The following is a 26173-nucleotide window of genomic DNA, read 5'->3' as shown; positions in this document are numbered from 1 at the left end:
GTTCGTCGAACCCCCTGCACGCGCGTCCCGTCATGTCGGACGGCATGGAGGGGTCAGGGAGCCAGCAGCACCATCTCTTGCGCTTCGCGGATCACCGCGGGCCCGGGCACGTCGTTGGGCAGCACCCGGTACACCACCTGGCCGCTCCGTTCGGCAATGAAGTTGGCCGGCACGCCGTCCACGTAGTGCACCCCGGCACCGTCGTCGGCGGCGTAGCCGTCGGGCAGGTCGCCCGAGGCCACCGCGGCGGTGAAGATCGGGTCGCGCTCGGGTTCGCCGTCCAGATGGGGGCAGAAGCTGCCGCGTACCAGGCCCAGCCCGCCGCGCCAGGGGCGCAGGTCGCCGAAGCTGTCGGTGACGCAGCCCTGGTACCAGCAGCACGCACCCGCCGAGATGCCGGCCAGCACCAGGGAACCTTCGGCGTACCGCTGCGCAACGATGTCACTGACGCCGTGCGCCTGCCACAGCGCCACCAGGTTCACCGTGCTGCCGCCGCCCACGAACAGCAGATCGGCCTCGGCCAGCCGGTCGACCGACTCACCCGCACCGGTCCAGAGGGTGAGCACCGAGGTGCGTACGCCGAGCGAGCCGTAGGCGGTGAGGAACTTGTGAATGTAGGCCGGGTCATCGCTCGACGCGGTGGGCGCGAAGCAGACCAGCGGATGGTCCTTGCCGGTGAGGTGAACGAGGTAACGGTCAAGAGCGGTGGGTTCGCCGAACTGCGACATCGAGAAGCCGCCACCGCCCATGGCCACGATGTGCCGGGTCATGGCCCTCATGGTAGTGCCGCGGCTCGCGCCCGACCGGGGGTTTCGAGCACACACTGATCGGACGTCCATTCACGTCGGGCACCGCTGCCGGTGCCCCAGGTGTACGAACCCCGAACAGGTTCGCGCGCTGCGAAACGGTTGAGTGCGCCGGGTGAGGCCCCACTAGGGTTCGGCCTGTGACCGTGCGAACCATCGGCATCATCGGCGGCGGGCAACTGGCTCGCATGATGCATGCCGCCAGCATTCCCCTCGGCGTGCGTATCGCACTGCTCGCCGAGGGCCCGGACGTCTCTGCCGCCCAGGTGGTCGCCGACGTGACGGTGGGCGACTACACCGATGCCGAGACCGTCTACGCCTTCGCTGAGCGCTGCGACGTGATCACCTTCGATCACGAGCACGTGCCGCAGCCGATTCTGCGCGGGCTGCTCGAGCGCGGCAAGGGTGTGCACCCGGGGCCCGACGCGCTGGTGCACGCGCAGGACAAGGTGGTGATGCGCGAACGGCTGAGCGCCCTGGGGGTGCCGTGCCCGGTTTTCGCCGTGGTTGCCGATCACGACGAGTTGATCGCCTTCGGTGACCGCATGGGCTGGCCGGTGATCGCCAAGACCTCCCGCGGCGGCTACGACGGCAAGGGTGTGTGGAAGCTGCACGGCCCCGAGCAGTCCGCCGAACCGTTCGCCGACCTCAAGCCCGGCGTGCGCATTCTCGCCGAGGAGTTCATCGACTTCACCCGTGAGCTCAGTGTGCTGGTGGCGCGGCGTCCCTCTGGTGAAGAGCGGGTGTACCCGGTCACCGAGACCGTGCAGACCGACGGCATCTGCACCCACACGTTCACCCCCGCGCCCGACCTGAGCGCCACCCAGGCGGACGAGATCGAACGGCTCGCGCTGCGCATCGCGGCCGAGTTGGACGTCACCGGCATTCTCGCCGTCGAACTCATGCAACGCGCGGACGGCACCGTGGTGGTCAACGAGTTGGCCATGAGACCGCACAACACGGGGCACTGGAGCATCGACGGCGCGCACACCTCACAGTTCGAGAACCACCTGCGGGCCGTGGCCGACCTGCCGCTGGGGCCCACCGACGCGAGGCAGCCCCGGGCGGCGATGGTGAACGTGCTGGGCGGTGCGCGCGACGATCTGCTGGCGGCGTCGGCGGAGGTGCTCGCCGCCGAGCCCCGCGCCCGGGTGCAGCTCTACGGCAAGAGCGTCGTGCCGGGACGCAAGGTCGGTCACGTCACCGTGGTCGGTGACGACGCCGCCGACGTGCGGGCGCGGGCGCAGGCAGCCGCCGATCACCTGATGGGCCGAGACGACAGTGAGGGGCAGTGATGGCAGAGCCGCTGGTGGGCATCGTGATGGGGTCCGATTCGGACTGGCCGGTGATGAAGGCCGCCGCCGACGCGTGCGCTGAGTTCGGCGTGCCCTACGAGGCCGACGTGGTGTCGGCGCACCGCATGCCCGAAGACATGGTGGCGTGGGGTCGAGCCGCCCACACCCGCGGGCTGAAGGTGGTCATCGCCGGAGCCGGGGGAGCGGCGCACCTGCCCGGCATGCTCGCCGCGCTGACCCCGCTGCCGGTGATCGGCGTTCCGGTGCCCCTGAAGTACCTCGACGGCATGGACTCTCTGCTCTCGATCGTGCAGATGCCCGCCGGCGTGCCGGTGGCCACGGTGGCGGTCGGCAACGCCCGTAACGCGGGGCTGCTGGCGGTGCGCATTCTGGGCGTCGCCGACGATGCGGTGCAGGCGGCCATGGTCGACTTTCAGGCGCAGCTGCGCGATGCCGCGCGCGCGAAGGGTGCCGCCGTCCGCGGGCAGTGACCAGCGTCAACGGCGTCCGCAGCCGGAAAGCAGAACCTCATCCCGGGGCGGACGTCGGGATCTCGAACCGGTCGGCACCGTCCCCAACCGAGACGCACAAAGCGAACCCCTGCCCGTCCATAGGTGTCACCGGCGAGCCGACCGGGTCAGGTTGATCGTGCGCGGCAGACTGGTTCGGTGACCGTCACCACCTCTCCTCGTGCTCAGGCGCAGAGTTCGCTGCCGCCGGCGCAGGCCCGCAGCCAGGGCATTGCGCTGCGTCGTGGGCTCACCCTGCTGGGCATGACGCTGGTGGTGCCCGGTTCGGCTCAGTTGGTGGGCGGCAACGAACGCCTTGGCCGCGCGGCCCTGCGCGTCTGGTTCTCGCTGATCGGTCTGGCCCTGGTATTCGTGGTGCTGCTGCTGACGACCCGCGCGTTCGCGATCGGGTTGTACGCCAACCCGATCACGCTCACCGTGCTGCGCTGGGCGGCACTTGCCCTCGGGCTGGGCTGGGCGCTGTTGTTCGTCAACGCGTGGCGCATCGCCAACCCGTCCGCGATGTCGACCGCCGGTAAATGGATCGTGCCCGCCGTCGCCTTCGCCCTCGCGCTGGCGGTCGGCTGGGGCTCGTGGACGCTCTCGAACGCCTTCGAGGCGCAGCGCCGGTTGGTCGGCAACGTGTTCACCGGCGGCGGCAAGGCCGAAACCAGCGCCGGGCGCTACAACGTGCTGCTGCTCGGCGGCGACGCGGGCGCCGACCGCGAAGGCCTGCGGCCCGACACCATGATCGTGGCCAGCATCGACGCCGACACCGGCCGCACCGTGCTGTTCAGCCTGCCCCGCAACCTGCAGTGGGCACCGTTTCCCGACAGCTCGCCGCTGAAGAAGCTGTACCCCAACGGCTACTGGTGCCAAGACCAATCCTGCCTGCTCAATGCCGTGTACACGCTGGCGATGAACCACAAGAACCTCTACCCGGGCGTGAAGAACCCCGGCGTGCAGGCCACCAAAGAGGTCGTCGGCAACATTCTGGGTCTCGACATCAACTACTACGCGCTGGTCGACCTCAAGGGCTTCCAGGCCCTGATCGACGCCGTCGGCGGCATCACCCTCGACGTGGCGCGCAAGGTGCCGATCGGCGGCGGCACCGACCTGACCACCGGCCGCAAGTACCCGATCAAGGGCTACATCGGGCCGGGCAAGAACCTGCATCTCGACGGCTACAACGCGTTGTGGTTCGCCCGCTCGCGCGAGGGTTCGACCGACTACGAGCGCATGTCGCGGCAGAAATGCGTGCTGAACGCGATGGTCAAGCAACTCAACCCGACCACCGTGCTGACCAAGTTCCAAGAGATCGCCAAGGCCGGCGAAGAGATCGTGTCGACCGACCTGCCCACCTCGCAGATCGGCACCCTGCTCGACCTGGCCGCCAAGGGCCGTTCGCTGCCGCTCAGCAGCGTCAACTTCGCGCCGCCGCTGATCAAGCCGGTGAAGCCCGACTTCCCGCGCATTCGGCAGATCGTGGCCGACAAGCTGAAGGCGTCCGAGAACGCGTCCGACAAACCCGCCGCCAGTGCGACGGCTAGTCCGAGTGGGTCGTCCAGCCCGGCGGCGTCCACCCCGGCCAAGTCGAAGACGCAGACCGACGACCTCGACAGCGTCTGCACCGTCAGCTGAGCCGTCGCTGGTTGAGCTTGTCGAAACCCCGTGGACGAGGTCTCGTCCAACCGCGGTCTCGACACGCTCGACCGGCGGGTGCGGCTACTTCTGCAGCTCGCCGGAACCGAGAATGCGGAACACCCAGTCGCCGATCGCGTTGCAGTACGCCTTGCCCGCATCGAAGGTGGGGTAGCGGCCCATCATGGTGAGCAGGTAGTCGCGGCCGTCGCCCGACACGTGCCCGATCGAGTTCACCGCCCACAGGTTGTCGGTGGACTGGAACTGCACCCAGCCGTTCTTCATCTCGACCTGCACGGTGCCGCTCTTGGGAAAGCCGACCCCCCAGGTCTGATCGTCCTGCACCTGGCCCATCAACCCCAGCAGATAGCTGCGCTGGGCGTCGGTGAGCGCCGTGGTGTCGCCCCTCACCAATTGGTGCATGAACGACAACTGATCCAACGGCGTGGTCCAGGTCCAGCTCCAGAAGTCCTTCAGGGGGGCGCTGTGGGTGTTGGCGAGCTTCAGGTCCTTGGCGAGCGCGTCATAGGCCGGCCGAGCGCCCGCCCAGGGCCACAGCGCGTCGGCCGCGTCGTTGTCGGAGTTCTTGATCGCCTTGTTGGCCTGCGCGTCCTGCTCGGGCGGCAACGGCTGTTGCAGCTTGTCGGCGGCGGCTTTGCGCAGCGCCATCGACACGATCATCGGCTTGGCCATTGACGCGCTCTGGCACGCCCAGTCGCCGCGAAGGTTCCAGCTCGCGCCGCTGCGCAGGTCGAGCACGGCGACACCCAGCTTGTCCTGCCCGGCCGCGATGGTGCCGATCGCCGACTGCAACTGGTCGCGAATCGACCCGGTGGGCGACGCGGTCGGGGTGGGTACCGAGGCGGCGTTGCTGCAGCCCGCCAGCAGGAGCGCGCCGCCCAGGGCGCACAGCCCGGCGCGGCGCGAAAAACGGGGCGAGGGAAGCGGGGCGATCACCCCGCCATCATTCCACGCAGCGCTCGGCCACCCTGACCGCCTCGACCCGCGCGTCGTCGGCGTCACCCTCGACCACGACCGCCGACCCGCCGCCCAGCAGCGGCGCGATCAGAGCGGCCCGCAACGTGCCCAGGGCGTCCGACGGCCGCACCAGTACGCGCTCGGCCACGGGCGTCACGTCGGCGACCTCGGCGTGCGACAGCACGGTCGCGCCGTCGATCCAGGCCGGCGCGTTGGGCCCGGACGGCAGTGTTCCGGCCCGGTCGGGCTGGGCGAGCGCCTCGGTGGTGTAGTCGAGCACACCCGGTGGCAGGTCGCGCAGCCCGAGCCCGAGCGGGTGCAGCGAGCAGGCGAACGTGGCGCCGGGCACGATCGGCTGCGAGTCGTCCGGCCCCACCACCGCGACGTCGGCGTGATCGGCGGACGGGCTGACCGTGCACTCGCGCTGCCAGGCCGCCAACGGCCAGATCAACGTCATCCAGTGCCCCGGACGGCTGGTGGCCAGCGGCAGCCCCACCTGCCCTGCGTCCGCGCCGACGTCCTCGATCAGGTTCGCGGTCTTGTTCACCCAGTTGGCGAAGGTGGCCACGCTGAGCTCGGTGCGCCCGCCGCCGGCCAGGTCGTAGTGGGTGAGCAGCGGCTCGGCGCCCTCGGTGCGGGCACGGCGCTGCAGGGCGGCGAGAGCGGCGGGAACGTCCATTCGGCAGATCCTATGCGTCGGTCGAGCTCGGCCAGCGCTGTCGACATTCCGGCGAACGCCGGAAGCTCTGACCTGAGATGCCGGGGTCTCGACGAGCTCGACCAGCGCACGCTCCACCGGCCGGCGATGACCAGCTCGAGCGGCGACTCGCTCGTGTTCGACACAGCAGGGGTCGGCGACTAGACGCAAGCCGGGCGATATCGTCAGGCCATGCGGTTCGCGGTGATCATGGCCGGCGGTTCGGGCACCCGGTTGTGGCCCTTGTCGCGCAAGGGCACCCCCAAGCAACTGCTGCGCCTGATCGAAGGACGCTCGTTGCTGCGCATCGCCTACGAGCGGCTGGGCGGCCTGGTGCCGCCCGAACGGGTGCTGGTGTGCACCGGCGCCGCCTACGCCGACCAGGTGCGCGCCGAGCTGCCCGAACTGCCCGAGGCCAACATTCTGGGCGAACCCGAGGGCCGCGACTCGCTGAACGCGGTGGCCTGGCCCGCCGCGGTGATCGCCGCCCGCGACCCCGACGCGGTGATCGCGCAGGTGACCGCCGACCAGTTGATCGAACCGGTGGCGGTGTTCACCGACGCGCTCGCACAGGCCTTCGACGTGGCCGAGGGTGACGCGCAGGCGCTGGTCACCCTGGGCGTGGTGCCGACCAGCCCGCACACCGGTTACGGCTACCTGCACCGCGGTGCAGCCGTGCCCGGCCGTCCAGAGGTGCACGAGGTGCTCGAGTTTCGCGAGAAGCCCGACCGGGCGACCGCCCGCGAGTACCTCGACTCGGGCGCCTATTGGTGGAACGCGGGCATGTTCGTATGGCGGGCCGCGACCTTCTTGGAGCAGCTCGAAGCGCTGCACCCCGCAACCCACAACGCCGTGCTCGAACTGGCGGCGCACCCCGACCGGCTCGAGGCGATCTTTCCGAGCTTGCACAAGACGTCCGTCGACTACGCGATCATGGAGCCCGTCTCGGCAGGTGCCGGCACCGCCCACGTGCTCGCGGTGGCCCTGCCGGTGCGCTGGCACGATGTGGGCGGCTACGCCTCACTGGCCGAGGTGCTCAGCCACGACGCGGCCGGCAACGCGCTGATCGGCCCGTCGGTGCATCTGGACGCCGAACGCAACGTGATCATCAACACCGCCGGTGACGACCACGTGATCAGCCTGCTGGGCTGCTCCGACCTGGTCGTGGTCACCACCCCGACGGTCACCATGGTGGCGCCGGTGGACGAGGCCGAACGGGTTCGCGAACTGGTCGCCCTGGTGCGGGCCGAGGCAGGGGAGAGCTATGTCTGAACCGTCCGAGCAGGCCACCAAGCGGTCGATGCTCGACAACCTGAAGCGCATTCGGCAGCCGGTCACCTGGGCGGTGCTGGTCATCATCTGTGCCAGCCAGGTGCTGGGCATCGTGCGGCTCACCCTGCTGGTGTTCTGGGAGAAGACGCAGGTGTTCGCGGCCTTTCAAGAGATCGGCCAGTCGATCATGAACCTGTCGCTGGTGATCGTGCTGGTGGCGCTGGTCTGCGCCTGCCTGTTCATTCCGCCGGCCACCTCGCGGGCCATCACCCTGGCGAAGACGTCGGCCTGGGTGGTGGGCATCGGCACCCTGCTGCAACTGATCTGCCTGGGGCTGGGCCTGGCCGCCTCGGCCAACGCCTTCGGCGTGATCATGGAGATTCTGGGCGGACTGCTCGACATCGCGCTCAAGGCCGTCGCGGCCGGTGTGTTGTGGGTGCTCGTCCGAGGGGTGAAATCGGGACGGCTCGATCTGGCCCCCTCGGCGGCGTCGGCCAGTTCGGCGCCGGAAGCACCCGAGAACGCCCCGGTGTGGCGCGCAGAGCAGGCCACCGGCACCGCCTGGCGCAGCGCCCGTGAGGCGGCCAGCGGGGCCCGTCCGGACGCGGGTGCGGTGGCCGAGTTGCCACCGTCCGAGGGCCCGGCGATCGCCCCTGAGCGGCAATGGCGGCCGCGGCCCCGCGGGGACGGCGAAAAATAGCACATGCAGCGGGTTGACTTCTCGTAACCACACCCATGTAATTTCTTCCATGTAGTTCAGCGTGGCTGCACCGGGTCGAGGAGGAATGCCATGCATGAGTTGGTAGCTCTGCAGTTCGAAGAAGAAGGCGACGAAGGCGCGCTGGGTTGGCAAGAGCGTGCGTTGTGCGCTCAGACCGATCCCGAGGCGTTCTTTCCCGAGAAGGGTGGCTCCACCCGCGAGGCGAAGCGGGTGTGCCTCAGTTGCGAGGTGCGCAGCGAGTGCCTCGAATACGCGCTCAGCAAAGACGAACGCTTCGGAATCTGGGGCGGACTGTCCGAGCGTGAGCGGCGCAAGCTGAAGAAGCGCGCGGTCTGACCCCACCGGCGGGCCGGTAGCCTAAGGCACCGTGACCGATCCCTGGGCGTGGCTGCAGCACGACCACGCTGAGCCCGACGTCGACGTCGCGGCTCACCCGGTCAGTGCCATCGTGCTCACCGACGTGGCCGACGAGGTTCGCCCGTTGCTGGCGGAGCAGACCATCGACGTGGGCGAGGTGATCGTCGCCGACAGCCTCGGCGACGGGGCCGCTCGGGCCAGCGGTGAATGGCTGTGGCTCTTCCCCGAGGTGGTGCGCCCCCACCCCGACGCGTTGCGGCAGCTGCTGAGCACCGCTGTCGAGTCGAACCGCATCGGACTGATCGGCCCCCTGATGGTGCAGTCGCAGCGCCGCGCCCGGGTCGACCTGATCGAGTCATGTGGGCTCACCGTCACCCCGATCGGACGGCTCGTGCCCGCGGTCGAGGGCGGCGAACCCGACCAGGGCCAACTCTCGACCATGGCGGTGCTGGGCGTGGACGCGTCCGCCGCCCTGGTGCGCCGCGATCTGTGGCAGCAGGTGGACGGCGTCGTGCCGCAGTTGCCGCCCGCCCTGGCGGGGCTCGAACTGGGCCGCCAGGCCAACGCGGCCGGGGTGCGGGTGGTGGCTGAGCCGGCGGCCCGGGTCGTCCGAGTGGCGCCGAAGCCGCCCGAGCCCGTGCAGCAGCGGGCGTGGGAACTGCGGCTGGCGTCGTCCGGAGCGTCATGGTTCAGCCGGCTGCGGCTGCTGGTGGGCAGCCTGTTCGGCGCTCTCGGCTTTCTGCTCGGCAAAGACGCGGCCGGCGCCCGTGACGAGCTTCGTGCGATCGGCGCCTGGTTACGCGACCGCGACGCCCAGGACGTGCTGGCCGGACGAGAGGTCGATCCGGCCACCCTTGCCGGACTCACCCCCACGCGGCGCGAGCTGGTCGGCGACGCGTTCGACCGGGCCGCCGGTGCAGTCACCGAGGCGTGGGAATCGCTCGCCGACCGAGAAACCGACACTTCGTTGGACGAACTCACCGGCGACGACTTCGCCGCCAAGGGCCGGCTGCGTCGGCTGACCGCGCTCGATGTGGGTGCGTTCGTGATCGTCGTGCTCGCGGCCGTGGCCGGCTGGAAACTGCTCGGTGACGGACGGCTCACCGGCGCCGGCCTGCTGCCGTCCCAAGCCACCTGGACTGATCTGTGGCACGCCTACCTCGACCCGGTGGCCGGCACCCCGGCCCTGACCGGCGCGCCGTGGCTGGGCAGCACCGCGCTGGCGGCGCTGGTCACGTTCGGCCAGGTGGAATGGCTGGTCACCGTCGGGTTCATCATCGTGGTGCCGCTGGCCTGGCTGCTCGCGCTGCGGACACTGCGCGCTCGGGGCGTCGAGAGCGCGACCGCGGTGATCGCGTCCATCGGCTACGCCATTGCGCCCGTGCTGTGCGGCGCATACGGCGGCGGCTGGCTGGGCGTGCTCACATGGGCGGTGGTGCTGCCCCTGCTGGCGCACGCGCTGGCGGCGTGGGCCGACGATCAGAGTTGGCGATCGGCGGGTGCGGTGGCCCTATGGCTGGCGTTCGCGGTGGTCGAGGTGCCGCTGACGTGGCCGCTGGTGGTGCTGACGATGGCGGCGCTGCCAGCAGCCCGCAGCGGGCGCGGTGGGGGTCAGGTGTTGCTCGTGTCGGTCACCGGCGCGGTGGCGCTGGGGCCGGCATTGACCGGCTGGGCCCGGTTTCCCGGGCGCCTGCTCACCAGCGCCTCGCCGACGCTGGCCACGCTCGAGGCTCCCGACCCGTGGTTGCTGGCGCTGGCCCACCCGGGCGGCACCGGCGTGGCCCCGATCTGGCTGAGTGCGGTGGTGGTCGGCGTGGCCTGGTCGGCCGCGGTTCTGGGCCTGTTCCGACGGCCCCGCGAGGCCGCGCCGGGGTTCGCCGTGGCCGGCCTGGGCGTGGTGCTGGCGGTCGTGCTCAGCCGACTCGTGGTGACCGTGCCCCCGGGTGTCGAGGCGCGCCCGCAGCCACACGCCTGGCTGGTGTTGATGGTCGGCGGGCTGATGTGGGCCGCTGCACAGGGCCTGTCGGGGCTGGCCGCCGATCTGCGGTACCGCACGCTGGGCGGTTGGCGCGCGGCTGTACTGGGCCTGACGGTCGTGGTGGTGGGTGCCGTTGGGCTCGGTGCCGCCTGGTGGGCGTGGGACGGTGGTTCGGCCCTGCGCCGCACCAGTGGCGACAGCCTGCCGCCCTTCGTGCGGGTCGCCATGACGTCAAACACGCCGGTGCGCACCCTGGCCATCGCCAGAACGTCCGGCGAGGTCAGGTGGGCGCTGCTCGAAGGCGACCTGCCGCGGCTGGGTGACGACGAGCGTGGCCTGCCCGGCACGATCGAACCGCAACGCGGCCTGGCCACCTCGGTGGTCAATCGGTTGCTGTCGGGCAGCGCAGACGATCAGTTGAGCATCGACCTGGCCAGGCTCGGCGTCGGCTACGTGTGGTTGCGGGGCAGCGACCCCGACCTGCGCACCGCCATCGGCAACGTGCCCGGCCTGGGGGTCGGCACCGGCGACGACGCCGGCGCCACCTGGCCGGTGCCGGGCGCTGCGATCGCTGTGATCGACGGCGAAGGGGTCACGTTGACCGGCGATGGTCAGGTGCTACCTGCCGGTTCGCTCACCCGTCGACTGGTGCTCGCCCAGCCCTCGGACGCGCGGTGGCGAGCCACCGTCGACGGACGGCCACTGGCCCCACTGGCACTACCCGACGGACGGCAGGCGTTCACCCTCGGCGCCGAGAGCGGCGTGCTGCGGCTGCAGTTGACCGGGGGCGCGGAGGCCTGGCCCTGGGTGCAGCTCGGCACCCTGCTGGTGCTGATCGTGCTGGCCGCACCACGGCTGAGGAGACGGTCGTGAACCGGTTCTGGTGGCCCACCGGGGGGGTGGCGGCAGCGGGTTTGGCGCTGGTCGCCGCGTCGCTGGTGCCCGTGCAGCAGCCGGTGTCGTTCGCCCAACCCGACGACGATCGGGCCCGGGTTGCCGTGGTCTGCCCGATCGTGGCCGGTGACGCCAACCCGACGGCCGTGGCGGCCGGGTCGCCCGCCGGTGACGTCACCACACTGCGAATCACCGACCCCGACCGCCCGACCAGCGCCGGGGCGGCGTTCGTGCTCGACACCACCGCCGACGAGGCCGTGGTCGCCACAGCCCCCCGACTCAAGGCGTTCTCGGCGACCACCCGCACCGCGGCCCCCACCGGCTCCGACCGGGGCCTGTCGATGATGTCGTGCGGGCGGCCCAGGGCGGCGCAGTGGTTCACCGGGGTGCTGTCGTCCACCACGGCGACCGCCGACCTGGTGCTGATGAACGCCGACGCCCAGGACGCGGCGGTCGACGTCACCGTCTACGGCGTTGGTGGACGGCTCGCCGCCCCCGGTTCACGGGGCATCATCGTGCCCGCCCACAGCCGCCGGGTGGTGCCGCTCGGGCCGCTGTTCACCTCGCCGCAACCCACATCGCTGCGCGTCACCACCTCGGCCGGACGCGTGGCCGCGGCCGTGCGGCAGCGCATGCTCAGCGGCGGCTCGTCGGCCGGTGGCGACTGGCTGCCGCCGACCGCCGACCCGGCGACGTCGGTGGTGATCGCCGGTTTGCCGGCGGGCAGGGGCACCCGCGACCTGGTGGTGGTGAACCCCGGCGAGCGCACCGCGTCGGTGACGCTGCAGGTGCTCGGTGCCGACGGACCCACCGCGGTGCCGGGCTTCGAAACCATCGACCTGCCGCCCGGCACCACGCGCATGGTGCCCCTGGGTAGCGCGCTGGCGCAGGCTCCGGTCGGGTTACGGCTCACGTCTGAGCAGAAGCTCACCGCGAGCGTGGTCGGCAGCAACGGTGCGGGCGCGGCCGCGATCGACACCTCCACCCAGGTGGCCACCGCCCCGCTCGACGGGCCGGGCGTGGTGGCGCTAACGCCGGGCGCGTCGCTCGCCCCGGTGCTGCACCTGGCCAACGGGGGCACCGAGCCGGGCCGCGTGCGGGTGGTCGTGCAATCGGCCACGGGCACCACCCTCGTCCAGCCCGCCCTGCTCGACACCACGGTGACGGTGCCGGGTCAGGCCGACGTCACCGTGCGGCTGCCCAAGGCGGGCAACGTGCTGATCGGTGTGACCCCCGAGACACCCGGCACGGTGCACGCGTCGGTGGCCGTGCGGTCGGACCTCGACGGCGTGACCGGGGTCGCGTCCCTGGCAGTGCTGCCCGGTGCGGCGGCGGCCACCACGCCACCGATCAGGCACGACCCGCGGGTCGGCTCGTAGCACCTGGTGGAAGACGCACCACGGGTCGTCTCTCGACCGAGGAGAACGCCGCGAGGTGCGTGCTCAGGCGCCGCGAAGTGGGGACTCATTTGGGAGACGCACTACTAGCCTGACTGGCATGGTTCCGGTCGCCTCGTTGGTGGGCATGGGGTTCTCGCTGGTGGTCAGCATGGTGGTACCGCTGGCGCTGCTGGTGTTTCTGATGCTGCGCCGTGCTGCCGACGGCACCCGCGCGAACAGCCATCTGGGCCGTACCTTCGCGTGCGGCATGGTGGCCTTCGCCGGCTCGCAGGTGCTCACCCGCATGCCCCTGATGGCCTATCTCTCGACCATCGAGCAGCCGTGGGCACAGTTTCTGGTGTCTGCGCCGGTGGCGAGTGTCACCGCCGGCCTGTTCGAAGAGACCGGACGGCTGCTGGCCATGCTCTGGTTGATGCGGCGTTTTCATCGGTGGATCGACGGAGTCACCTTCGGCCTCGGCCACGGGTGGCTCGAGGCGGTGCTGCTGGTGGGTTTGTCGTCGGTGGTCAACCTGGCCCTGGCCTTGTCGATCAACTCCGGGCAGGTGCCGCAGGGCTTGCCGCCCGGAGCCCTGCAGACCCTGACCGACACCCTGGTGAACACACCGTCCGAGCTCTTCTACCTCACTGCTCTCGAACGGCTGAGCGCCATCGCCCTGCACATGGGTCTGAGCGTGCTGGTGCTGGGGGGCATCGTGTGCGGGCGACGGCTGCTGTTCTGGGCGCTGGCCGTACTGGTTCACGGGGTGGCCAACCTGGCCATCGTGCTGACCGCGCAGGTGGCGCCGGTGCTGGTGGCCGAACTCGTGCTGGTGGCGTTGGTGGCGGCGTTCTGGTGGTGGTACGTGTGGCCGTCGCGGTCGCGATTCCCCGAGCAGGTCGGCCCCGAGCCGGTGGCACGCGGCTAGTCAGGCAGCCACGTCGCTACTCCCAGTCGTCGTCGGTGGCCCAGCCTTCGGGATCGAGTTCCTCCAGCGGAATTTCGGTGAGCGCGTGCAGTTGCTCCACCAGGGTGCGAAACACCAGAATCCGCAGCCCCTTGCGGGTGCGCGCCCGATGCTCCAGCGGCCTGCGGTACAGCACCACCTGCCCGTGCTGTGGGGGTTCGGGCCCGATCGCGGCGGCCAGCGGCACCCGGTCACGGCTCCAGGGTCCGGCGACCACCGGCACGTCCTCGACCCCGACGTCGATGCCGACCAGCGCCCGCGGGCAGGCACCTGACACCCGAGCGACCGCTCCGTGCACGCAGGTGGTGAAGTACTCCGCCCGCTGCGGCCTGTTGCGCAGCGGCACCGGGCCGCCGGTCAACGGGTTGGGCAGGGCCAGGGGGCCACGAAGACCGCGACCGTGTCGTTCCCTGCGGTGTGCCATGCGGCCAAGGCTAGTGGCTGGCGGTAATGTCACGCCGGTGAGGTCACGGTCGTGTTCGCGAACTGGGTGTTCGGCGCGCGCCACGTCCACGCTCACCTACGCCTACGCCGACTCCACCGCCGTGCTGGGCCCACTGGGGCTGCGCGCCGAGCCGGGCACCTACGACCTGTGCGCCACGCACAGCTCCAGTCTGTCGGTGCCGCGCGGCTGGGACGTCATCAGGCTGCCCGCCGCCGAGACCGACGCGGGCCCGTCCAGCGACGACCTGCTGGCTCTGGCCCAGGCCGTTCGGGTGGCGGGCTTGGGTGCCGAGACGGAGTTGCCGGTCGAACCCACGGTCGGCCGGCGCAAGGGCCACCTGGCCGTCGTCGCCGACGGCTGAGCACTAGGCTGCGGACATGCTCACCCGGTCCATGTTCAAGGCCAACGACATTCGTGGCACCGTCACGGGAGCAAGGCCCGAGTGGGACGCCGACGGCGCTCGCGCCATCGGGGCCGCCTTCGTGCGGGTGTTGGGTCTGGCGGGCGGCACGTTCGTGCTGGGCCGCGACATGCGCACCTCGGGGCCTGAGTTGGCCGCAGCCTTCATCGACGGTGCCACCGGTCAGGGTGCCGACGTGATCGACGTCGGCCTGGCCAGCACCGATCAGCTCTGGTTCGCCTCGGGCCACTTCTCGGTGCCGGGGGTGCAGCTCACCGCGTCGCACAACCCGTCGGAGTACAACGGGGTGAAGTTCTGCCTGGCCGACGCCGCCCCGATCGAGCCCGCCCAGCTCGTCGCGATCAGGAAGCTCGCCTTCGACGGCGACCTGTCACCGGCCGCCACCCCCGGCACTCGTACCGAAGCCGACGTGCTGACCGCCTATGCCGCCCACCTGCACGCTCTGGTGCCGATGACCGGCGCACGCCGGTTGCGAGTGGTGTACGACGCCGGCAACGGCATGGCCGGGCACACCGCGCCGGCGGTTCTGGCCCCGCTGAACATCGACCTGATCGGCCTGTTCACCGAGCTCGACGGCAGCTTTCCGAATCATCCCCCGAACCCGCTCGAGCCGCAGAACCTGCTGGACGCCCAGGCGGCCGTTCGCACACACCGCGCCGACGTCGGCCTGGTCTTCGACGGCGACGCCGATCGGTGCTTCATCGTCGACGAGCGCGGCGAGGTGGTCAGCCCGTCGTTGATCACGGCCCTGATCGCCCGGCAGGAACTCGCCCGCGAACCTGGCGGCACCATCGTGATCAACACCATCACCTCACGGGCCGTCAACCAGGTGGTGGCCCGGGCCGGCGGGCGGCTGGTGATCTCGCTGGTGGGCCACACCGCGGTCAAAGCCCTGATGGCGCAGCACGACGCGATCTTCGGCGGCGAGCATTCGGCGCACTACTACTTTCGCGACTTCTGGGGCGCCGACACCGGCATGCTGGCCGCCTTGCACGTGCTGGCCCTGCTCGGCCACAGCGACGGCACCATGTCTGACCTGGTCGCGAAGCTGCCGTCGTTCGCGGCCTCGGGCGAACTCAACAGCACCGTGGCGGACGTCCCCGGCACCCTCGATCGGGTGGACGCCGCATTCGCCGGGCGCGGCACCCATGACCGTTCCGACGGGCTTACGATCGAAACCGATGACTGGTGGGTGAACGTCCGCCCGTCGAACACCGAACCGCTGCTGCGGCTGAACGTCGAGGCCCGCAGCGAGCAACAAATGGTGGCGTTGCGCGATGAGACGCTGGCCATCATCAGAGGAGGAACAGATGCCTGACCTGACCCATGACGTGCTCGAGCTGTTGGTCTGCCCGGCCTGCCACAGCGCGTTCACGTGGGACTACGAGGCGTCCGAACTGGTCTGCACCGGCGCTGACTGCGGCCTGGCCTACCCGCTCAAGGGCGGCATTCCGATTCTGCTGATCGACGAGGCCCGCCGGCCGACGCGCGGCTGACGGCCATGCTCGACTTCGACGACTCGCGGCTCGAGAACGCCGACGTGCTGGACGCCGCGGCCCCGCTGCTGATGAACCTCGCCGGCTCTGGTGCCCGGGTGCGTCGCGAGGCCGCGACCGCCGAGGCGCCCCTGGCCGCGTTGACCGACGCCGACCGGCCCCGCGCCGTGATCGCCTACGGCCCCGAGGCCCGGCTGCTGCGCGCCGTGCTCGAACCGGTGTGCCCGGTGCCGTTCGTGGCCTGGCCGGCTCTGGGTCTGCCCGGCTGGGTGGGTCCGCTCGACGTGGTGCTGCTGATCGGACGACGCGGCCCCGAGAGTCTTGCCGTGGCGCACGAGGCGGTACGGCGGGGCAGCCGGGTGGTGGTGATCTGCCCGCCCGACTCGCCGCTTGCCCTGCAGGCCGATTCGCGCTCGACCACGCTGCTGCCGGTGAGCACCGGCGATCCGCTGGCCGCCGCCGTGGTGGGCCTGGTGGCGCTGCACCGGCTGGGTCTGGGGCCCTACACCAGTACCGACGCGATCGCCGCGGCCCTCGACACCGTGGCCGAGGCCTGCTCGGCCCGCACCGACGTGTCGGTCAATCCGGCCAAGGCGATGGCGCTCGATCTCGCCGACGCGACCCCGCTGGTGTGGGGCGGGTCGGTGCTGGCCGCCCGGGCCAGCCGGCGCATCGCCGAGGCGCTGCGGCAGGCGTCCGGACGGGTGGGCCTGTCGGCCGATGCGAGCGACCTGGTGGGGCTCGTCCAACAGGTCGCCCCGCGTGACCCGTTCGAGGATCCGTTCGAGCAGGGCGTGGCAGAACGCCGCGCAGGCTTGGTGCTGGTCGACGACGGGCTCGACGACGCCGCCGCGGCCGAATCGCGGCTGCGGCTGCAGCGCAGCGCCGAGGCCGCCGACATCAGGGTCACCCGCCTCACCCATCGCGACGACTCGATGATGGAGCGGTACGCCACCGTGCTGCTCACGGGCCTGTTCGGCGCCGCTTACCTGCAGATCGGGCTTGGCCGCACCGCCTGAGCCACTGGACGAGCCGTCAGGCCGACGCGGCTGCACCCTCGATGGAGGCGGCTGCCCGGGTCAGGTCCTGCCGCTCGGTGCGCGCCATCAGCCACCCCACCAGCGGCTGCAGCAGGCGTTCGGGCTGATCGGCATGGCTGGAGCCCAGGACCCTGCTGAACAATCATGTCCCGGCTGCGGCGCACCGGATCGGGCGATCTGCTGCGGCCACATCTTGGGCCGGTAGGCAGGGCCCACGGTCCACCAGCGGTCACGACCCCGAGCCCTGCCGGCCACGGGCTGGCACAATGTCGCCGTGAGCACACCGCAGCGCGTTCTGGTTCTCAACGGCCCCAACCTGGGCCGGCTGGGCAAGCGTGAGCCCGAGGTCTACGGTTCCGTCACCCACGCCGACCTGGCCGATCATCTGGTCGGCACCGGCGCCGGCCTGGGGCTGAGCGTCGAGGTGCGACAGACCGACCACGAGGGCCAGATGATCGAGTGGCTGCACGAAGCGGCCGACTCCGACGTGCCGGTGGTGCTCAACCCGGCAGCCTGGACGCACTACTCGATCGCAGTCGCCGACGCCGTGGCCCAGGTGCCGATCGTCATCGAGGTGCACATCAGTAACGTGCACGCCCGCGAAGAGTTCCGCCGGCATTCGGTGGTCTCGCCCTACGCGCTGGGTGTGATCGCGGGCCTCGGCCTGGGCGGGTACGACCTGGCACTGGCGCACCTGGCCGCCATTCGCGACTGATCACTGCGTGAACTCTGTCGCGCGGCCGACGCGCGCTGCCATTGCCCGCCGTGGGCACAGACCGAGGCGATCCCGAAACGCTCGATCGGCGATGCCGCCAGGCTTCGACGAGCCCTCAGCCGCGCGGACTCTCGAACCGCACCAACCTTCCGTGCCCCGGCTTGAGGTCGGACCAGGGCTTCTTGAACTCGATGAACGCCATCGTGCAGGTCGGAAACGCGTCGGGTGGGCCCCCCGCGAACTGCCAGCGCGAGACCACCTCGTGCAGCACCTCGCTCATCGTGGGCTCGTGGCCGAGGATCACTGCGGTGTTCACCTGCTCGGGCAGTTGCCGCACCACGTCGAGCACCCTGTCGGGCCAAGCGCCGTACAGGTCGTCCAAGAACTCCACATCGGTGCACCGAGCCCCACCTTCGACGGCGTTCTGCCACGTTTCACGCGTGCGGGTCGCGGCCGAGGCGCGCACCGCACCGATCGGGTAGCGCGACAGAATGTCGCCGGCGGCCGTGGCGTCCTTCACGCCGCGCTCGTTGAGCGGGCGGCGAAAGTCGGGCTGGTCGGTCGTCCATGACGACTTCGCGTGGCGCATCAGCACCAGGGTGCGCTTCATGTCACGACTCGTCGCCGTCGCCGCCGCCGGGGCGCATCGACTGCCAGATTTCTTTGCACTCGGGGCAGACCGGGAACTTGTCGGGGTTGCGGCTCGGCACCCACACCTTGCCGCACAGCGCGACCACGGGGGTGCCCATCACCATCGCCTCGGTGAGTTTGTTCTTGGCCACGTAGTGGCTGAAGCGCTCGTGATCGCCCTCGTCGATGCGTAGGTCGGTGCGCTCGTCGAGGATCGTTTGGGCACCTGGAGCCAGTTCGGTCATGCCTCGTTACTCTACCGCCGCGAAGCGCCGGACGGCACGGGGTCTGCGTCGTCGCTGGGCCGGCCCGTTCGCGTCAAACCGCTGGTCAGGGCGCCATAGAGCCTGGCGACGCGGCGCGGGGCGTGATGGACTGGCCCGATGAGCGCGCCGTCCCGCTACGGCCCCGACGAGCCCCTCGCCGTCGTGGGCGATCGGCTGTTGTCCGGGCTCGCTGACGTCACGTCCGATCTGGCCGCGCTCGAGAGTTCGGGATCCTGGGCGGTGCTGCTGCCCTTCGAGGGGCGGCCGGTCTGCGCCAGGTTCGACAAGGTGCAGCCCGCCCGAACCTGGCGGGGACGGCCGTGGCGCGGCCCCGACCGGGCGCTCTGGTCGAGCTCACTGACCGCTGAGCAGTTCGCCGCGCGGGTGCGCAGCATTCGCGCCGAGATCGCCGCCGGCTCGTTCTATCAGGTGAATCTGACCCGCCGGCTGAGCGCTGCGCTGGCCCCGGACGCGTCCATTCCGGCCCTGGGCGCGGCGCTGGCAGAAGGCAACCCGGCGCCGTTCAGCGCGGTGCTGCACCTGCCCGACCAGGGCGTGCACGTGGCGTCCGCGTCGCCGGAGTTGTTTCTGGCGCGCCGTGGTGAGGTGGTTTGGAGCTCGCCGATCAAGGGCACCGCCGCCACCCCCGACGCCTTTCTGCCCAAGGACGCCGCCGAGAACGTGATGATCGTCGACCTGGTGCGCAACGACCTGGGCCGGGTGTGCGTCACCGGCACGGTCGAGGTGCCCTCGCTGCTGGCCGTCGAACCTCACCCGGGCCTGGTGCACCTGGTGTCGACGGTACGTGGCACTCTTCGCCCCGACGCCGGCTGGCCGGAGCTGATCGCGGCCACCTTTCCGCCCGGTTCGGTCACCGGCGCCCCGAAGCTGGCTGCGCTCCAAGCGATCGCGCGGCTCGAACCGGTGCCCCGCGGCGTCTACTGCGGTGCCATCGGCTGGGTGGACGCAGACCGTTGCGAGGGCGAGCTCAACGTCGCGATCCGCACCTTCTGGGTCGAAGACGGCCGGCTCAACCTGGGCACCGGCGGCGGCATCACCTGGGGCTCCGATCCGGCCGGTGAATGGGGCGAGACCGAACTGAAGGCGTCCAATCTGTTGCGAGTGGCGTCCCCCTCGGGTTGGGGACCGGCGCGTACCCAAGGTGCTGCAATCGATGCGTCGTAGACTGCCCAGCAGTCAAGACGCACGTTGCTCGGGCGTCGAGGGAAAGGTGGACTCGTGAGCGATAAGGCCGATCGCCGCTGGCTCACGGTTGGCCTCATGCTGTGCGTGATGGCGATCTCGTTCGAGAGCTACGCCGTACTCACCGCCATGCCGGCCGCCGCTCGCGAACTGGGCAACGTGGCGCTGTACGCGTGGACCTTCACCGCGTTCGTGATCGCGATGACGTTCAGCATCGTCGCGTCGGGTCAGTTCAGCGATAAGTACGGCCCGGTGCAGCCCATGATCTGGGGCTTCGGCATCTTCGCCGCCGGCCTGGTGATCGCCGCGATCGCGCCGTCCATGTGGGTGCTGTTGGTCGGCCGGTTCACCCAGGGCCTCGGCGCCGGCACCATGAACGTCGCCGTCATGGTGTTGATCGCCCGTGCCTACGGCGAGGCTGAACGGGCCAAGCTGATGATGTGGTTCTCGGCGTGCTGGATGGTGCCGGCCTTCGTCGGGCCGCCGCTGGCCGGCTGGATCGTGCAGATCAGCTCGTGGCACTTCGTGTTCTGGTCGGTGCTGCCGCTGATGGCCGTCGGCGGGCTGCTGGTGCTGCGGCCGCTGCGTGACATCGAACTGTCGCCCGAAGAGCCGCACGAACTGAAGAAGCGGCTGATGCTGCTGGCGGCCGCGGTCGCCCTCGGGTTGGCGCTCATTCAGTGGGCGGGGCAGCGACTCGACCTGTGGTCGATGCTGTGGGCCGCCGCCGGTCTCGCCGCCATCGTGTTCGGCCTGCCGCCGCTGATGCCCAAGACCATCGACTGGACCGGACGCGGCATCGCCGGCGTGGTCGGTGCCCGACTGTTCAGCGCCGGGGCGTTCTTCGGTGCACAGTCGTTTCTCACCCTGATGTTGGTCGAGGCCCGTGGTCTCGACCCGGTGTTCACCGGCGTCATTCTCACCATCGGCGCGATCGGCTGGATGGCCGGCGCGCTGGTGCAGTCGCAGAGCTGGGTGCCGTGGCGGCGCGACCAGATGATCATCATCGGAGTCTCGGGCATCACCGCCGGCGTCGCGTTGCTCGCCGTCGCCGCCTTCCTGCCCGATTCGTGGCTGGGGCTGGTGATGATCGCCTGGATCGTCGCCGGGTTCGGCATGGGCATGCAGAACCCGAGCACGTCCCTGGCGGTGATGCAGCTGTCGGACGACGACGAACTCGGCCGTAACACCTCGTCGCTGCAGGTCGGCGAGTCGCTCGGCAGCAGTCTCTTCACCGGTCTGGCCGGCGCCTGGTTCGCGCACTTTCACGACACCGCCGACCTGGCGTTCACCTTCGGCGGTGTGATGGTGATGATGGTGACGGTCGGCCTGATCTCGGTGCTGATGGCCTACCGCATCGGGCCGGTGCGCAACGCGGTGGCCGCCGAGGAGACTGCGCCGGTGATGGAGTAGGTCGGGTGACGGACGAGGTCGACCGCATCATCGCTGCCTGGCAGTTGGAGGCGCCCGGCCTCGACACCGAGCCGCTGGCGGTGCTCTCTCGGGTGAGCCGGCTGGCTCGGCACCTCGATCTGGCCCGCAAGCAGTGCTTCGCCGCGCACGGGCTCGAGGTCTGGGAGTTCGACGTGCTGGCCGCACTGCGCCGGGAGGGACCCCCGTACGAGCTGTCGCCGGGGGAGTTGATTCACCAGACGCTGTCGTCGAGCGGCACCATGACCAACCGAATCGACCGGCTGACGGCGCGCGGGCTGGTTGAACGTGACACCAACCCCGCCGACCGGCGCGGCGTGCGCGTGCGGCTCACCCCCGACGGGTCGGCGGCGGTGGGTGCAGCGTTGGACGACCTGGTGGGCTACGAACGCACAGTGCTGGAGCCCCTGGACGCCGCCACCCAGCAGCAATTGGCCACGACACTGCGCGACCTGTTGACCCCTTTCGAGACCTCGGACGAGATCTGACCAACGGCCACGCTCGGTGGTCGAGCCTCGGGACTGGTGGTCGAGCTTGACGAGACGGGTGGTCGAGCTTGACGAGACGGGTGGTCGAGCTTGTCGACACGGGGTGGTCGAGCTTGTCGAGACCCGTTGCGGCCAGGGGTTTCGAGAACCTTAACCAACCGCGCAGTCGACGTCGCTCTTCGGCGGCAGGAAGGACGCATTCGCTCAGGTGGGGCACCCGGTCGTCCGCTGTTCGCCACGCGCGCCGCAACACCGCTGGTCGGCACGCGATTTGGGTGAGTCGCCACTAGGGTGTTGCCCGTCCACCGACCGCAAGGAAACTCATCCCGATGGCCCTGTCGAACCCGTACCTGGCAGAACTCGCCGCCGAATTCGGCATCGCTACCGAGTTCTGGGACTGGAAGGGCCGACTCACCGAAATCTCTGACGACACTGTGATCGCGGTGCTCGCCGCCATGGAGATCGACGCGAGCACCGAGGTTTTGGCCGCGGCGGCCGTCCATGAACTGCGCGAGCGACCCTGGCGCCGCGCGTTACCGGCCTGCACGGTGATGCAGCAGGGAGCACCGCACACCGTTCGGGTGCACGTGCCCGAGGGCGCCTGGGTGCACGTCTGGGTGCGGTTCGAAGACGGCGGCGGCCGCGACCTGACCCAGCTGACCAACGACGAGCCACCGCGCTCGATCGACGGCCGCCTGATCGGCGAGGCCACCTTCGAGATTCCCGGTGATCTGCCGCCTGGGTATCACCGGCTGGGCTGCCGCACCGCCGAGTGGACCGCCGAGGCCACCCTGATCGTGACCCCGCACTTTCTGGGTTTTCCGCCCGGCATGGGCGAGAAGCGGGTGTGGGGGTACGCCACCCAGCTGTACAGCGTGCGGTCGCAGGACTCGTGGGGGCTCGGCGACCTGCAAGACCTGGCCGATCTGGCCACCTGGTCGGCCACCCAGCAGTTCGCGTCGTACGTGCTGGTGAACCCGCTGCACGCCGCCCAGCCGATGACGCCGCTCGAGCCGTCGCCCTACCTGCCCACCTCGCGGCGCTATGTGAACCCGATCTACATCAGGCCCGAGGCGATCAGCGAGTACGCGGGGCTCGACGATCGCCAGCGGGCGCGCATTCACCAGCTGCACAGCCGGCTCGAGCGATCCCTGGCCGGCGTCGATGAGCTGAAGCGCGACGAGGTGTGGAAGGCCAAGCTGGCCGCGCTGCGGGTGATCTTCGACGCCGGGTTGAAGCCCACCCGGCTGATGAGCCTGAACGACTTCGTCCGCAAAGAGGGACGGCCGCTGAGCCAGTTCGCCACCTGGTGCGCCCTGGTGAACGTGCACGGCATGAACTGGCGCGAGTGGCCGGTCGAGTTGCGCAGGCCGAGCTCGCCAGAGGTGACCGAGTTCGCAGCCCAGCATGTCGGCGAGATCGTGTTCTACTCGTGGCTGCAGTGGGTGGCCGACGAGCAGTTGCGCGCGGCACAGTCGGCGGCCAAGGCCGCCGGCATGCGGGTCGGCATCATGAACGACCTGGCCGTGGGGGTGAGCGGGCAGTCCGCCGAGGCGTGGATGCTCGGCGACACCTTCGCCCGCGGCGTCTCCGTCGGTGCCCCGCCCGACCACTTCAACCAGACCGGCCAAGACTGGGGTCAGGCGCCGTGGCGTCCCGACCGGTTGGCCGAACTCAGCTACGCGCCGTTCCGCAACATGGTGGCCGGCATTCTGCGGCACTCGGGCGGCATTCGGGTCGACCACATCATGGGCCTGTTCCGGCTGTGGTGGGTGCCGCAGGGCATGGGGCCGACCATGGGCACCTACGTGCGCTACAACCATGAGGCGATGGTGGGCATTCTGGTGCTCGAAGCGCAGCGGGCGGGCGCGGTGGTGGTGGGCGAAGACCTCGGCGTGGTCGAACCGTGGGTGCGGGTGTACCTGCGCGATCGGGGCATCCTGGGCACGTCCATCGCGTGGTTCGAGCGTGACGGCAGCGGTCAGATCCTGCCGCCCGAATCATGGCGCGAATACTGCATGGCGTCGGTGACCACGCATGACCTGCCGCCGACGGCCGGCTACCTGAATGCGGCGCACGTGCGGCTGCAGCACCAGTTGGGGCTGCTCACCGAAGACCTGGACGTCGAACTCGCGCACGCCGCACGCGAGGTCGACGAGTGGCTGCACCTGCTGCGCGAGCGCGGGTTTCTCACCGGCGACGACCCCAGCACCGAAGACGTGGTGCTCGCCATGCACAAGTTCTTGATGGCCACGCCCGCGCGCATGCTGTGCGCCGCCCTCACCGACGCCGTGGGCGACCACCGCACGCAGAACCAGCCCGGCACCACCGACGAGTACCCCAACTGGCGGGTGCCGCTGTCGGGCCCCGACGGCAAGCCGATGAGTCTGGAGGACGTGTTCCACAGCGAGCGGGCGCTGCGCATGTCGGCGGTGATGAACGGCTTCGTGGTACCCCCGACGGCCCACCGGTCGACGTCGGAGTTCATCATCGGCCACGACTGAGTCGTCGTCCGTCATCCCGGCGAATGCCGGGATCTCGCCGTCCGTCATCCCGGCGGACGCCGGGTTCTCGCCGTCCGTCATCCCGGCGAACGCCGGGATCTCACAGCGCACTCGAAGGCGCAGGGCGGAGTCAGCAGATTCGGGCGTGCGCCGGAATGACGAACGTCCAGCCGATCAACGCCCCCGGACGGCAGCCACCCCAAGGTCGGGGTTGTCGGTGAAGAACTGGTCCATACCGGCCTTCAGAAACACCCTGATCTCGCCGATCAGGTCGCCCGGATCGGCCGGGGTGGGGCTGCTCTGAAACTCCGCGGGCAGAAAGCTGTTCTCGCGCCGGAACGTCCAACCCACCACCGTGAGCCCGGCGCGATGGGCGTCGCGAATCACCGACGTCGGCTGGGCGAGGGTGTTGTCGGCGTTGCGGGGGATCATCACGTTCTTGCAGAACCCGACCTGATCGGCGTACCGACCGATCGCGCGCAGCCCGTCGGCGGTGACCAGCTGTGCATAGGTGACGCCCTGTGAACGCAGGTCGAACGGCCCGCCCTGGCAGTCGATCAACTGCACCAGCTTGACGCTCGTCATGCGGTTCAACCGCTTCAGATTGGTCACCTCGAAGCTCTGAATCACGGCGGGGTCGCGGTGGCTGCCGTAGCCGTGGGCACGCAGCAGCTTGACCACCGTGGGCTCCAGGTCGAAACCCTGCTGGGCGAAGAACGTCGAGTGCTTGATCTCGGGAATCACGCCGACCCGCTTGCCCGAGCAGGTGCGGGACGACGCGGCGAGCTGCAGTACCTCGTCGAACGTCGGCACCTTCCAACGTCCGTTGTAGGCGGTGTTGGCGGGCCGTAGCTGCGGCAGCCGCTCCACCGCCCGCAGGGTGCGCAGTTCCTTGAGGGTGAAGTCTTCGGTGAACCAACCGGTCACCGGGTTGCCGTCCAGCAGCTTGGTGGTCCTGCGGGCGGCGAACTCGGGGTGAGCGGCGACGTCGGTGGTGGTGCTGATCTCGGGCTCGTGCCGGTCGACCAGCACGCCGTCCGAGGTGGTGACCAGATCGGGTTCGATGTAGTCGGCGCACTGTTTGATGGCGAGCCGGTACGCGCCCAGGGTGTGTTCAGGGCGGTAGCCGGACGCCCCGCGGTGGGCGATCACCACCGCACGTTCGCGGTGGTGGTCCGGTGATCGACCGCGGGTACCGGCCGTGGCGGGAACACCGATCGTGGCGGTCAGGGCGGCGCTCAGGGCGGTCAGGCACAGGGTGCGCAGAGCGGTGTTCACAGGCGAACTCCTCGGTGAGTATGGCGCCGTGACCACGGGGGTGCGGCCGGCGCGGCCGGTAACCGGCCGGTTCCATCCAGCCACGTGGCCTGCTCTGAAGACAACGCCCACTCGGGTGAAAGTCGGGTGACGCATTGGTGACGAGCGAGTCGGACGACGTAGCTGCCCTCCTGACACGTCGCTGCCCGCGTGCAGGCAGCTACGTGTCACAAAGGCAGTTACGTCGCAGTCGGGGTGTGCGATCCGACCCGTCGGCGCTTCGTCCGTGCCATCAGTCCTGAGGCGACCACGGTTCGGGGGTGAAGATGTCTTCGATGCGGCAGCCGAACAGCGTCGCGAGGTTGAACGCCAGCGGCAGGGACGGGTCGAAGCGCCCCCTTTCTAGCGAGATCACGGTTTGCCGCGACACGCCCAGCAGGTCGGCCAACCGCTGCTGGGACCATCGTCGCTCGGTACGCAGGGCGAGCAGGCGATTCTGCATCACGCCCTCCTCTTGGCCACCTGGTACCGCACGCCGAAGTCGACCATGGCGAACAGGCAGAGTGCTGTCAGCACCTGCCAGGCACGCAACTCGCCCAGCGCCGGCACGATGGCGGTCAGGCCGGCGCCCAACCCGGCCAGCGCCAGCACGTCCATGAAGCCGGCCGCGGCCGCTCGGTCGAGCCAGGCAGCTTCGACCGACTGCTCCGGACGTGCCGCCGCACCCCGAATCGTCGACCGGTCGACCACGACCGCCCAGACGCCCGCGGTGAGCATGGGCGC

At 70.2% G+C, this 26173-nt stretch carries 28 protein-coding genes; 18 read left to right on the top strand and 10 right to left on the bottom strand.

Going from position 1 to position 26173, the window contains the following annotated elements:
• Window positions 1-53: 53 nt before the first annotated feature.
• Entirely contained in the window at window positions 54-770 is a 717-nt protein-coding gene (locus MPLG2_RS10010) for a Type 1 glutamine amidotransferase-like domain-containing protein (protein ID WP_105187601.1), read from the bottom strand.
• 176 nt (window positions 771-946) lie between these two features.
• Here MPLG2_RS10010 and MPLG2_RS10005 point away from each other — a divergent pair, with 176 nt between their 5' ends.
• The 3 genes from MPLG2_RS10005 to MPLG2_RS09995 all read left to right on the top strand — a co-directional run bounded on the left by MPLG2_RS10005 (window position 947) and on the right by MPLG2_RS09995 (window position 4251).
• Window positions 947-2101, top strand: coding sequence for a 5-(carboxyamino)imidazole ribonucleotide synthase (locus MPLG2_RS10005; protein WP_269459142.1), 1155 nt, complete (start codon window positions 947-949; stop codon window positions 2099-2101).
• Window positions 2101-2592, top strand: coding sequence for a 5-(carboxyamino)imidazole ribonucleotide mutase (gene purE / locus MPLG2_RS10000; RefSeq protein ID WP_105185996.1), 492 nt, complete (start codon window positions 2101-2103; stop codon window positions 2590-2592). Before MPLG2_RS10005 ends, purE begins: the two co-directional genes overlap by 1 nt.
• Window positions 2593-2769: 177 nt before the next feature.
• On the top strand, window positions 2770-4251 hold the full coding sequence (locus MPLG2_RS09995) for an LCP family protein (RefSeq protein WP_231935618.1): 1482 nt from the start codon (window positions 2770-2772) through the stop codon (window positions 4249-4251).
• An 84-nt stretch (window positions 4252-4335) separates the two neighbouring features.
• On the opposite strand, the gene MPLG2_RS09990 is transcribed toward MPLG2_RS09995, so the two are convergent.
• On the bottom strand, window positions 4336-5208 hold the full coding sequence (locus MPLG2_RS09990; protein WP_105185995.1) for a serine hydrolase: 873 nt from the start codon (window positions 5206-5208) through the stop codon (window positions 4336-4338).
• A 7-nt stretch (window positions 5209-5215) separates the two neighbouring features.
• Window positions 5216-5908 (bottom strand): TIGR03089 family protein, encoded by a 693-nt coding sequence (locus MPLG2_RS09985; protein WP_105185994.1) that lies wholly within the window; start codon window positions 5906-5908, stop codon window positions 5216-5218.
• 210 nt (window positions 5909-6118) lie between these two features.
• On the opposite strand from MPLG2_RS09985, the gene MPLG2_RS09980 reads away from it, so the two are divergent.
• The 6 genes from MPLG2_RS09980 (at window position 6119) to MPLG2_RS09955 (ending at window position 13455) form a co-directional block, all read left to right on the top strand.
• Entirely contained in the window at window positions 6119-7198 is a 1080-nt protein-coding gene (locus tag MPLG2_RS09980) for a mannose-1-phosphate guanylyltransferase (protein ID WP_105185993.1), read from the top strand.
• Window positions 7191-7898 carry a hypothetical protein gene (locus MPLG2_RS09975; protein WP_105185992.1) on the top strand — a complete coding sequence of 236 codons (708 nt, stop codon included), beginning with the start codon at window positions 7191-7193 and terminating at the stop codon, window positions 7896-7898. Before MPLG2_RS09980 ends, MPLG2_RS09975 begins: the two co-directional genes overlap by 8 nt.
• 90 nt (window positions 7899-7988) lie before the next feature.
• A complete protein-coding gene (locus tag MPLG2_RS09970; protein WP_105185991.1) occupies window positions 7989-8255 on the top strand; it encodes a WhiB family transcriptional regulator in 267 nt (88 codons plus the stop codon).
• 31 nt (window positions 8256-8286) lie between these two features.
• Complete coding sequence (locus tag MPLG2_RS09965) at window positions 8287-11127, top strand: glycosyltransferase (protein WP_105185990.1); 2841 nt, start codon at window positions 8287-8289, stop codon at window positions 11125-11127.
• The gene (locus MPLG2_RS09960) at window positions 11124-12527 is read left to right on the top strand and encodes a DUF5719 family protein (RefSeq protein WP_105185989.1); all 1404 of its coding nucleotides are present in this window, start codon (window positions 11124-11126) and stop codon (window positions 12525-12527) included. The genes MPLG2_RS09965 and MPLG2_RS09960 overlap by 4 nt, the downstream gene beginning before the upstream one ends.
• 118 nt (window positions 12528-12645) lie before the next feature.
• A complete protein-coding gene (locus MPLG2_RS09955) occupies window positions 12646-13455 on the top strand; it encodes a YhfC family intramembrane metalloprotease (protein ID WP_105185988.1) in 810 nt (269 codons plus the stop codon).
• A 16-nt stretch (window positions 13456-13471) separates the two neighbouring features.
• Here MPLG2_RS09955 and MPLG2_RS09950 read toward each other — a convergent pair whose 3' ends face one another.
• Entirely contained in the window at window positions 13472-13918 is a 447-nt protein-coding gene (locus MPLG2_RS09950) for a metallopeptidase family protein (RefSeq protein WP_105185987.1), read from the bottom strand.
• Window positions 13919-13955: 37 nt separating this feature from the next.
• On the opposite strand from MPLG2_RS09950, the gene MPLG2_RS09945 reads away from it, so the two are divergent.
• The 4 genes from MPLG2_RS09945 to MPLG2_RS09930 are packed head-to-tail and all read left to right on the top strand — an operon-like array spanning window position 13956 to window position 16875.
• Window positions 13956-14300 carry a DUF3499 domain-containing protein gene (locus MPLG2_RS09945; RefSeq protein ID WP_269459141.1) on the top strand — a complete coding sequence of 115 codons (345 nt, stop codon included), beginning with the start codon at window positions 13956-13958 and terminating at the stop codon, window positions 14298-14300.
• Between the two features lie 16 nt (window positions 14301-14316).
• Complete coding sequence (gene manB / locus MPLG2_RS09940; protein WP_105185985.1) at window positions 14317-15678, top strand: phosphohexomutase domain-containing protein; 1362 nt, start codon at window positions 14317-14319, stop codon at window positions 15676-15678.
• The gene (locus tag MPLG2_RS09935) at window positions 15671-15856 is read left to right on the top strand and encodes a Trm112 family protein (protein ID WP_105185984.1); all 186 of its coding nucleotides are present in this window, start codon (window positions 15671-15673) and stop codon (window positions 15854-15856) included. Before manB ends, MPLG2_RS09935 begins: the two co-directional genes overlap by 8 nt.
• A 5-nt stretch (window positions 15857-15861) precedes the next feature.
• Window positions 15862-16875: an SIS domain-containing protein gene (locus MPLG2_RS09930; protein ID WP_105185983.1), complete on the top strand. Its 1014-nt coding sequence runs from the start codon at window positions 15862-15864 to the stop codon at window positions 16873-16875.
• Window positions 16876-16891: 16 nt separating this feature from the next.
• On the opposite strand, the gene MPLG2_RS18455 is transcribed toward MPLG2_RS09930, so the two are convergent.
• Window positions 16892-17038, bottom strand: a complete 147-nt coding sequence (locus MPLG2_RS18455; RefSeq protein ID WP_158681034.1) for a hypothetical protein — start codon at window positions 17036-17038, stop codon at window positions 16892-16894.
• 132 nt (window positions 17039-17170) lie between these two features.
• Here MPLG2_RS18455 and aroQ point away from each other — a divergent pair, with 132 nt between their 5' ends.
• On the top strand, window positions 17171-17611 hold the full coding sequence (aroQ, locus tag MPLG2_RS09925; protein WP_105185982.1) for a type II 3-dehydroquinate dehydratase: 441 nt from the start codon (window positions 17171-17173) through the stop codon (window positions 17609-17611).
• A gap of 115 nt (window positions 17612-17726) precedes the next feature.
• Here the strand turns inward: aroQ and MPLG2_RS09920 are convergent, their stop codons facing one another.
• Complete coding sequence (locus tag MPLG2_RS09920) at window positions 17727-18221, bottom strand: SixA phosphatase family protein (RefSeq protein ID WP_105185981.1); 495 nt, start codon at window positions 18219-18221, stop codon at window positions 17727-17729.
• A 1-nt stretch (window position 18222) separates the two neighbouring features.
• Complete coding sequence (locus tag MPLG2_RS09915) at window positions 18223-18486, bottom strand: DUF3039 domain-containing protein (RefSeq protein WP_105185980.1); 264 nt, start codon at window positions 18484-18486, stop codon at window positions 18223-18225.
• Between the two features lie 138 nt (window positions 18487-18624).
• Between MPLG2_RS09915 and MPLG2_RS09910 the strand changes: the two genes are divergently transcribed.
• The 4 genes from MPLG2_RS09910 to malQ all read left to right on the top strand — a co-directional run bounded on the left by MPLG2_RS09910 (window position 18625) and on the right by malQ (window position 24133).
• Window positions 18625-19692, top strand: a complete 1068-nt coding sequence (locus MPLG2_RS09910; RefSeq protein WP_105185979.1) for a chorismate-binding protein — start codon at window positions 18625-18627, stop codon at window positions 19690-19692.
• A 54-nt stretch (window positions 19693-19746) separates the two neighbouring features.
• Complete coding sequence (locus tag MPLG2_RS09905) at window positions 19747-21123, top strand: MFS transporter (RefSeq protein ID WP_158681032.1); 1377 nt, start codon at window positions 19747-19749, stop codon at window positions 21121-21123.
• 5 nt (window positions 21124-21128) lie between these two features.
• Window positions 21129-21629, top strand: a complete 501-nt coding sequence (locus MPLG2_RS09900) for a MarR family winged helix-turn-helix transcriptional regulator (protein ID WP_105185977.1) — start codon at window positions 21129-21131, stop codon at window positions 21627-21629.
• 329 nt (window positions 21630-21958) lie between these two features.
• Window positions 21959-24133, top strand: coding sequence for a 4-alpha-glucanotransferase (gene malQ / locus MPLG2_RS09895; protein ID WP_105185976.1), 2175 nt, complete (start codon window positions 21959-21961; stop codon window positions 24131-24133).
• 174 nt (window positions 24134-24307) lie between these two features.
• Here malQ and MPLG2_RS09890 read toward each other — a convergent pair whose 3' ends face one another.
• From MPLG2_RS09890 to MPLG2_RS09880, 3 genes are all read right to left on the bottom strand, one after another.
• Entirely contained in the window at window positions 24308-25411 is a 1104-nt protein-coding gene (locus MPLG2_RS09890) for a glycerophosphodiester phosphodiesterase (protein WP_231935617.1), read from the bottom strand.
• A gap of 271 nt (window positions 25412-25682) precedes the next feature.
• A complete protein-coding gene (locus MPLG2_RS09885) occupies window positions 25683-25892 on the bottom strand; it encodes a helix-turn-helix transcriptional regulator (protein WP_105185974.1) in 210 nt (69 codons plus the stop codon).
• Window positions 25892-26167, bottom strand: a complete 276-nt coding sequence (locus MPLG2_RS09880; RefSeq protein ID WP_105185973.1) for a hypothetical protein — start codon at window positions 26165-26167, stop codon at window positions 25892-25894. The genes MPLG2_RS09885 and MPLG2_RS09880 overlap by 1 nt, the downstream gene beginning before the upstream one ends.
• Window positions 26168-26173 lie beyond the last annotated feature (6 nt).

Origin of the sequence: Micropruina glycogenica, assembly GCF_900289045.1 — a bacterium.
Taxonomy (GTDB): domain Bacteria; phylum Actinomycetota; class Actinomycetes; order Propionibacteriales; family Propionibacteriaceae; genus Micropruina; species Micropruina glycogenica.
This window is presented reverse-complemented; position numbering and strand designations above follow the sequence as displayed.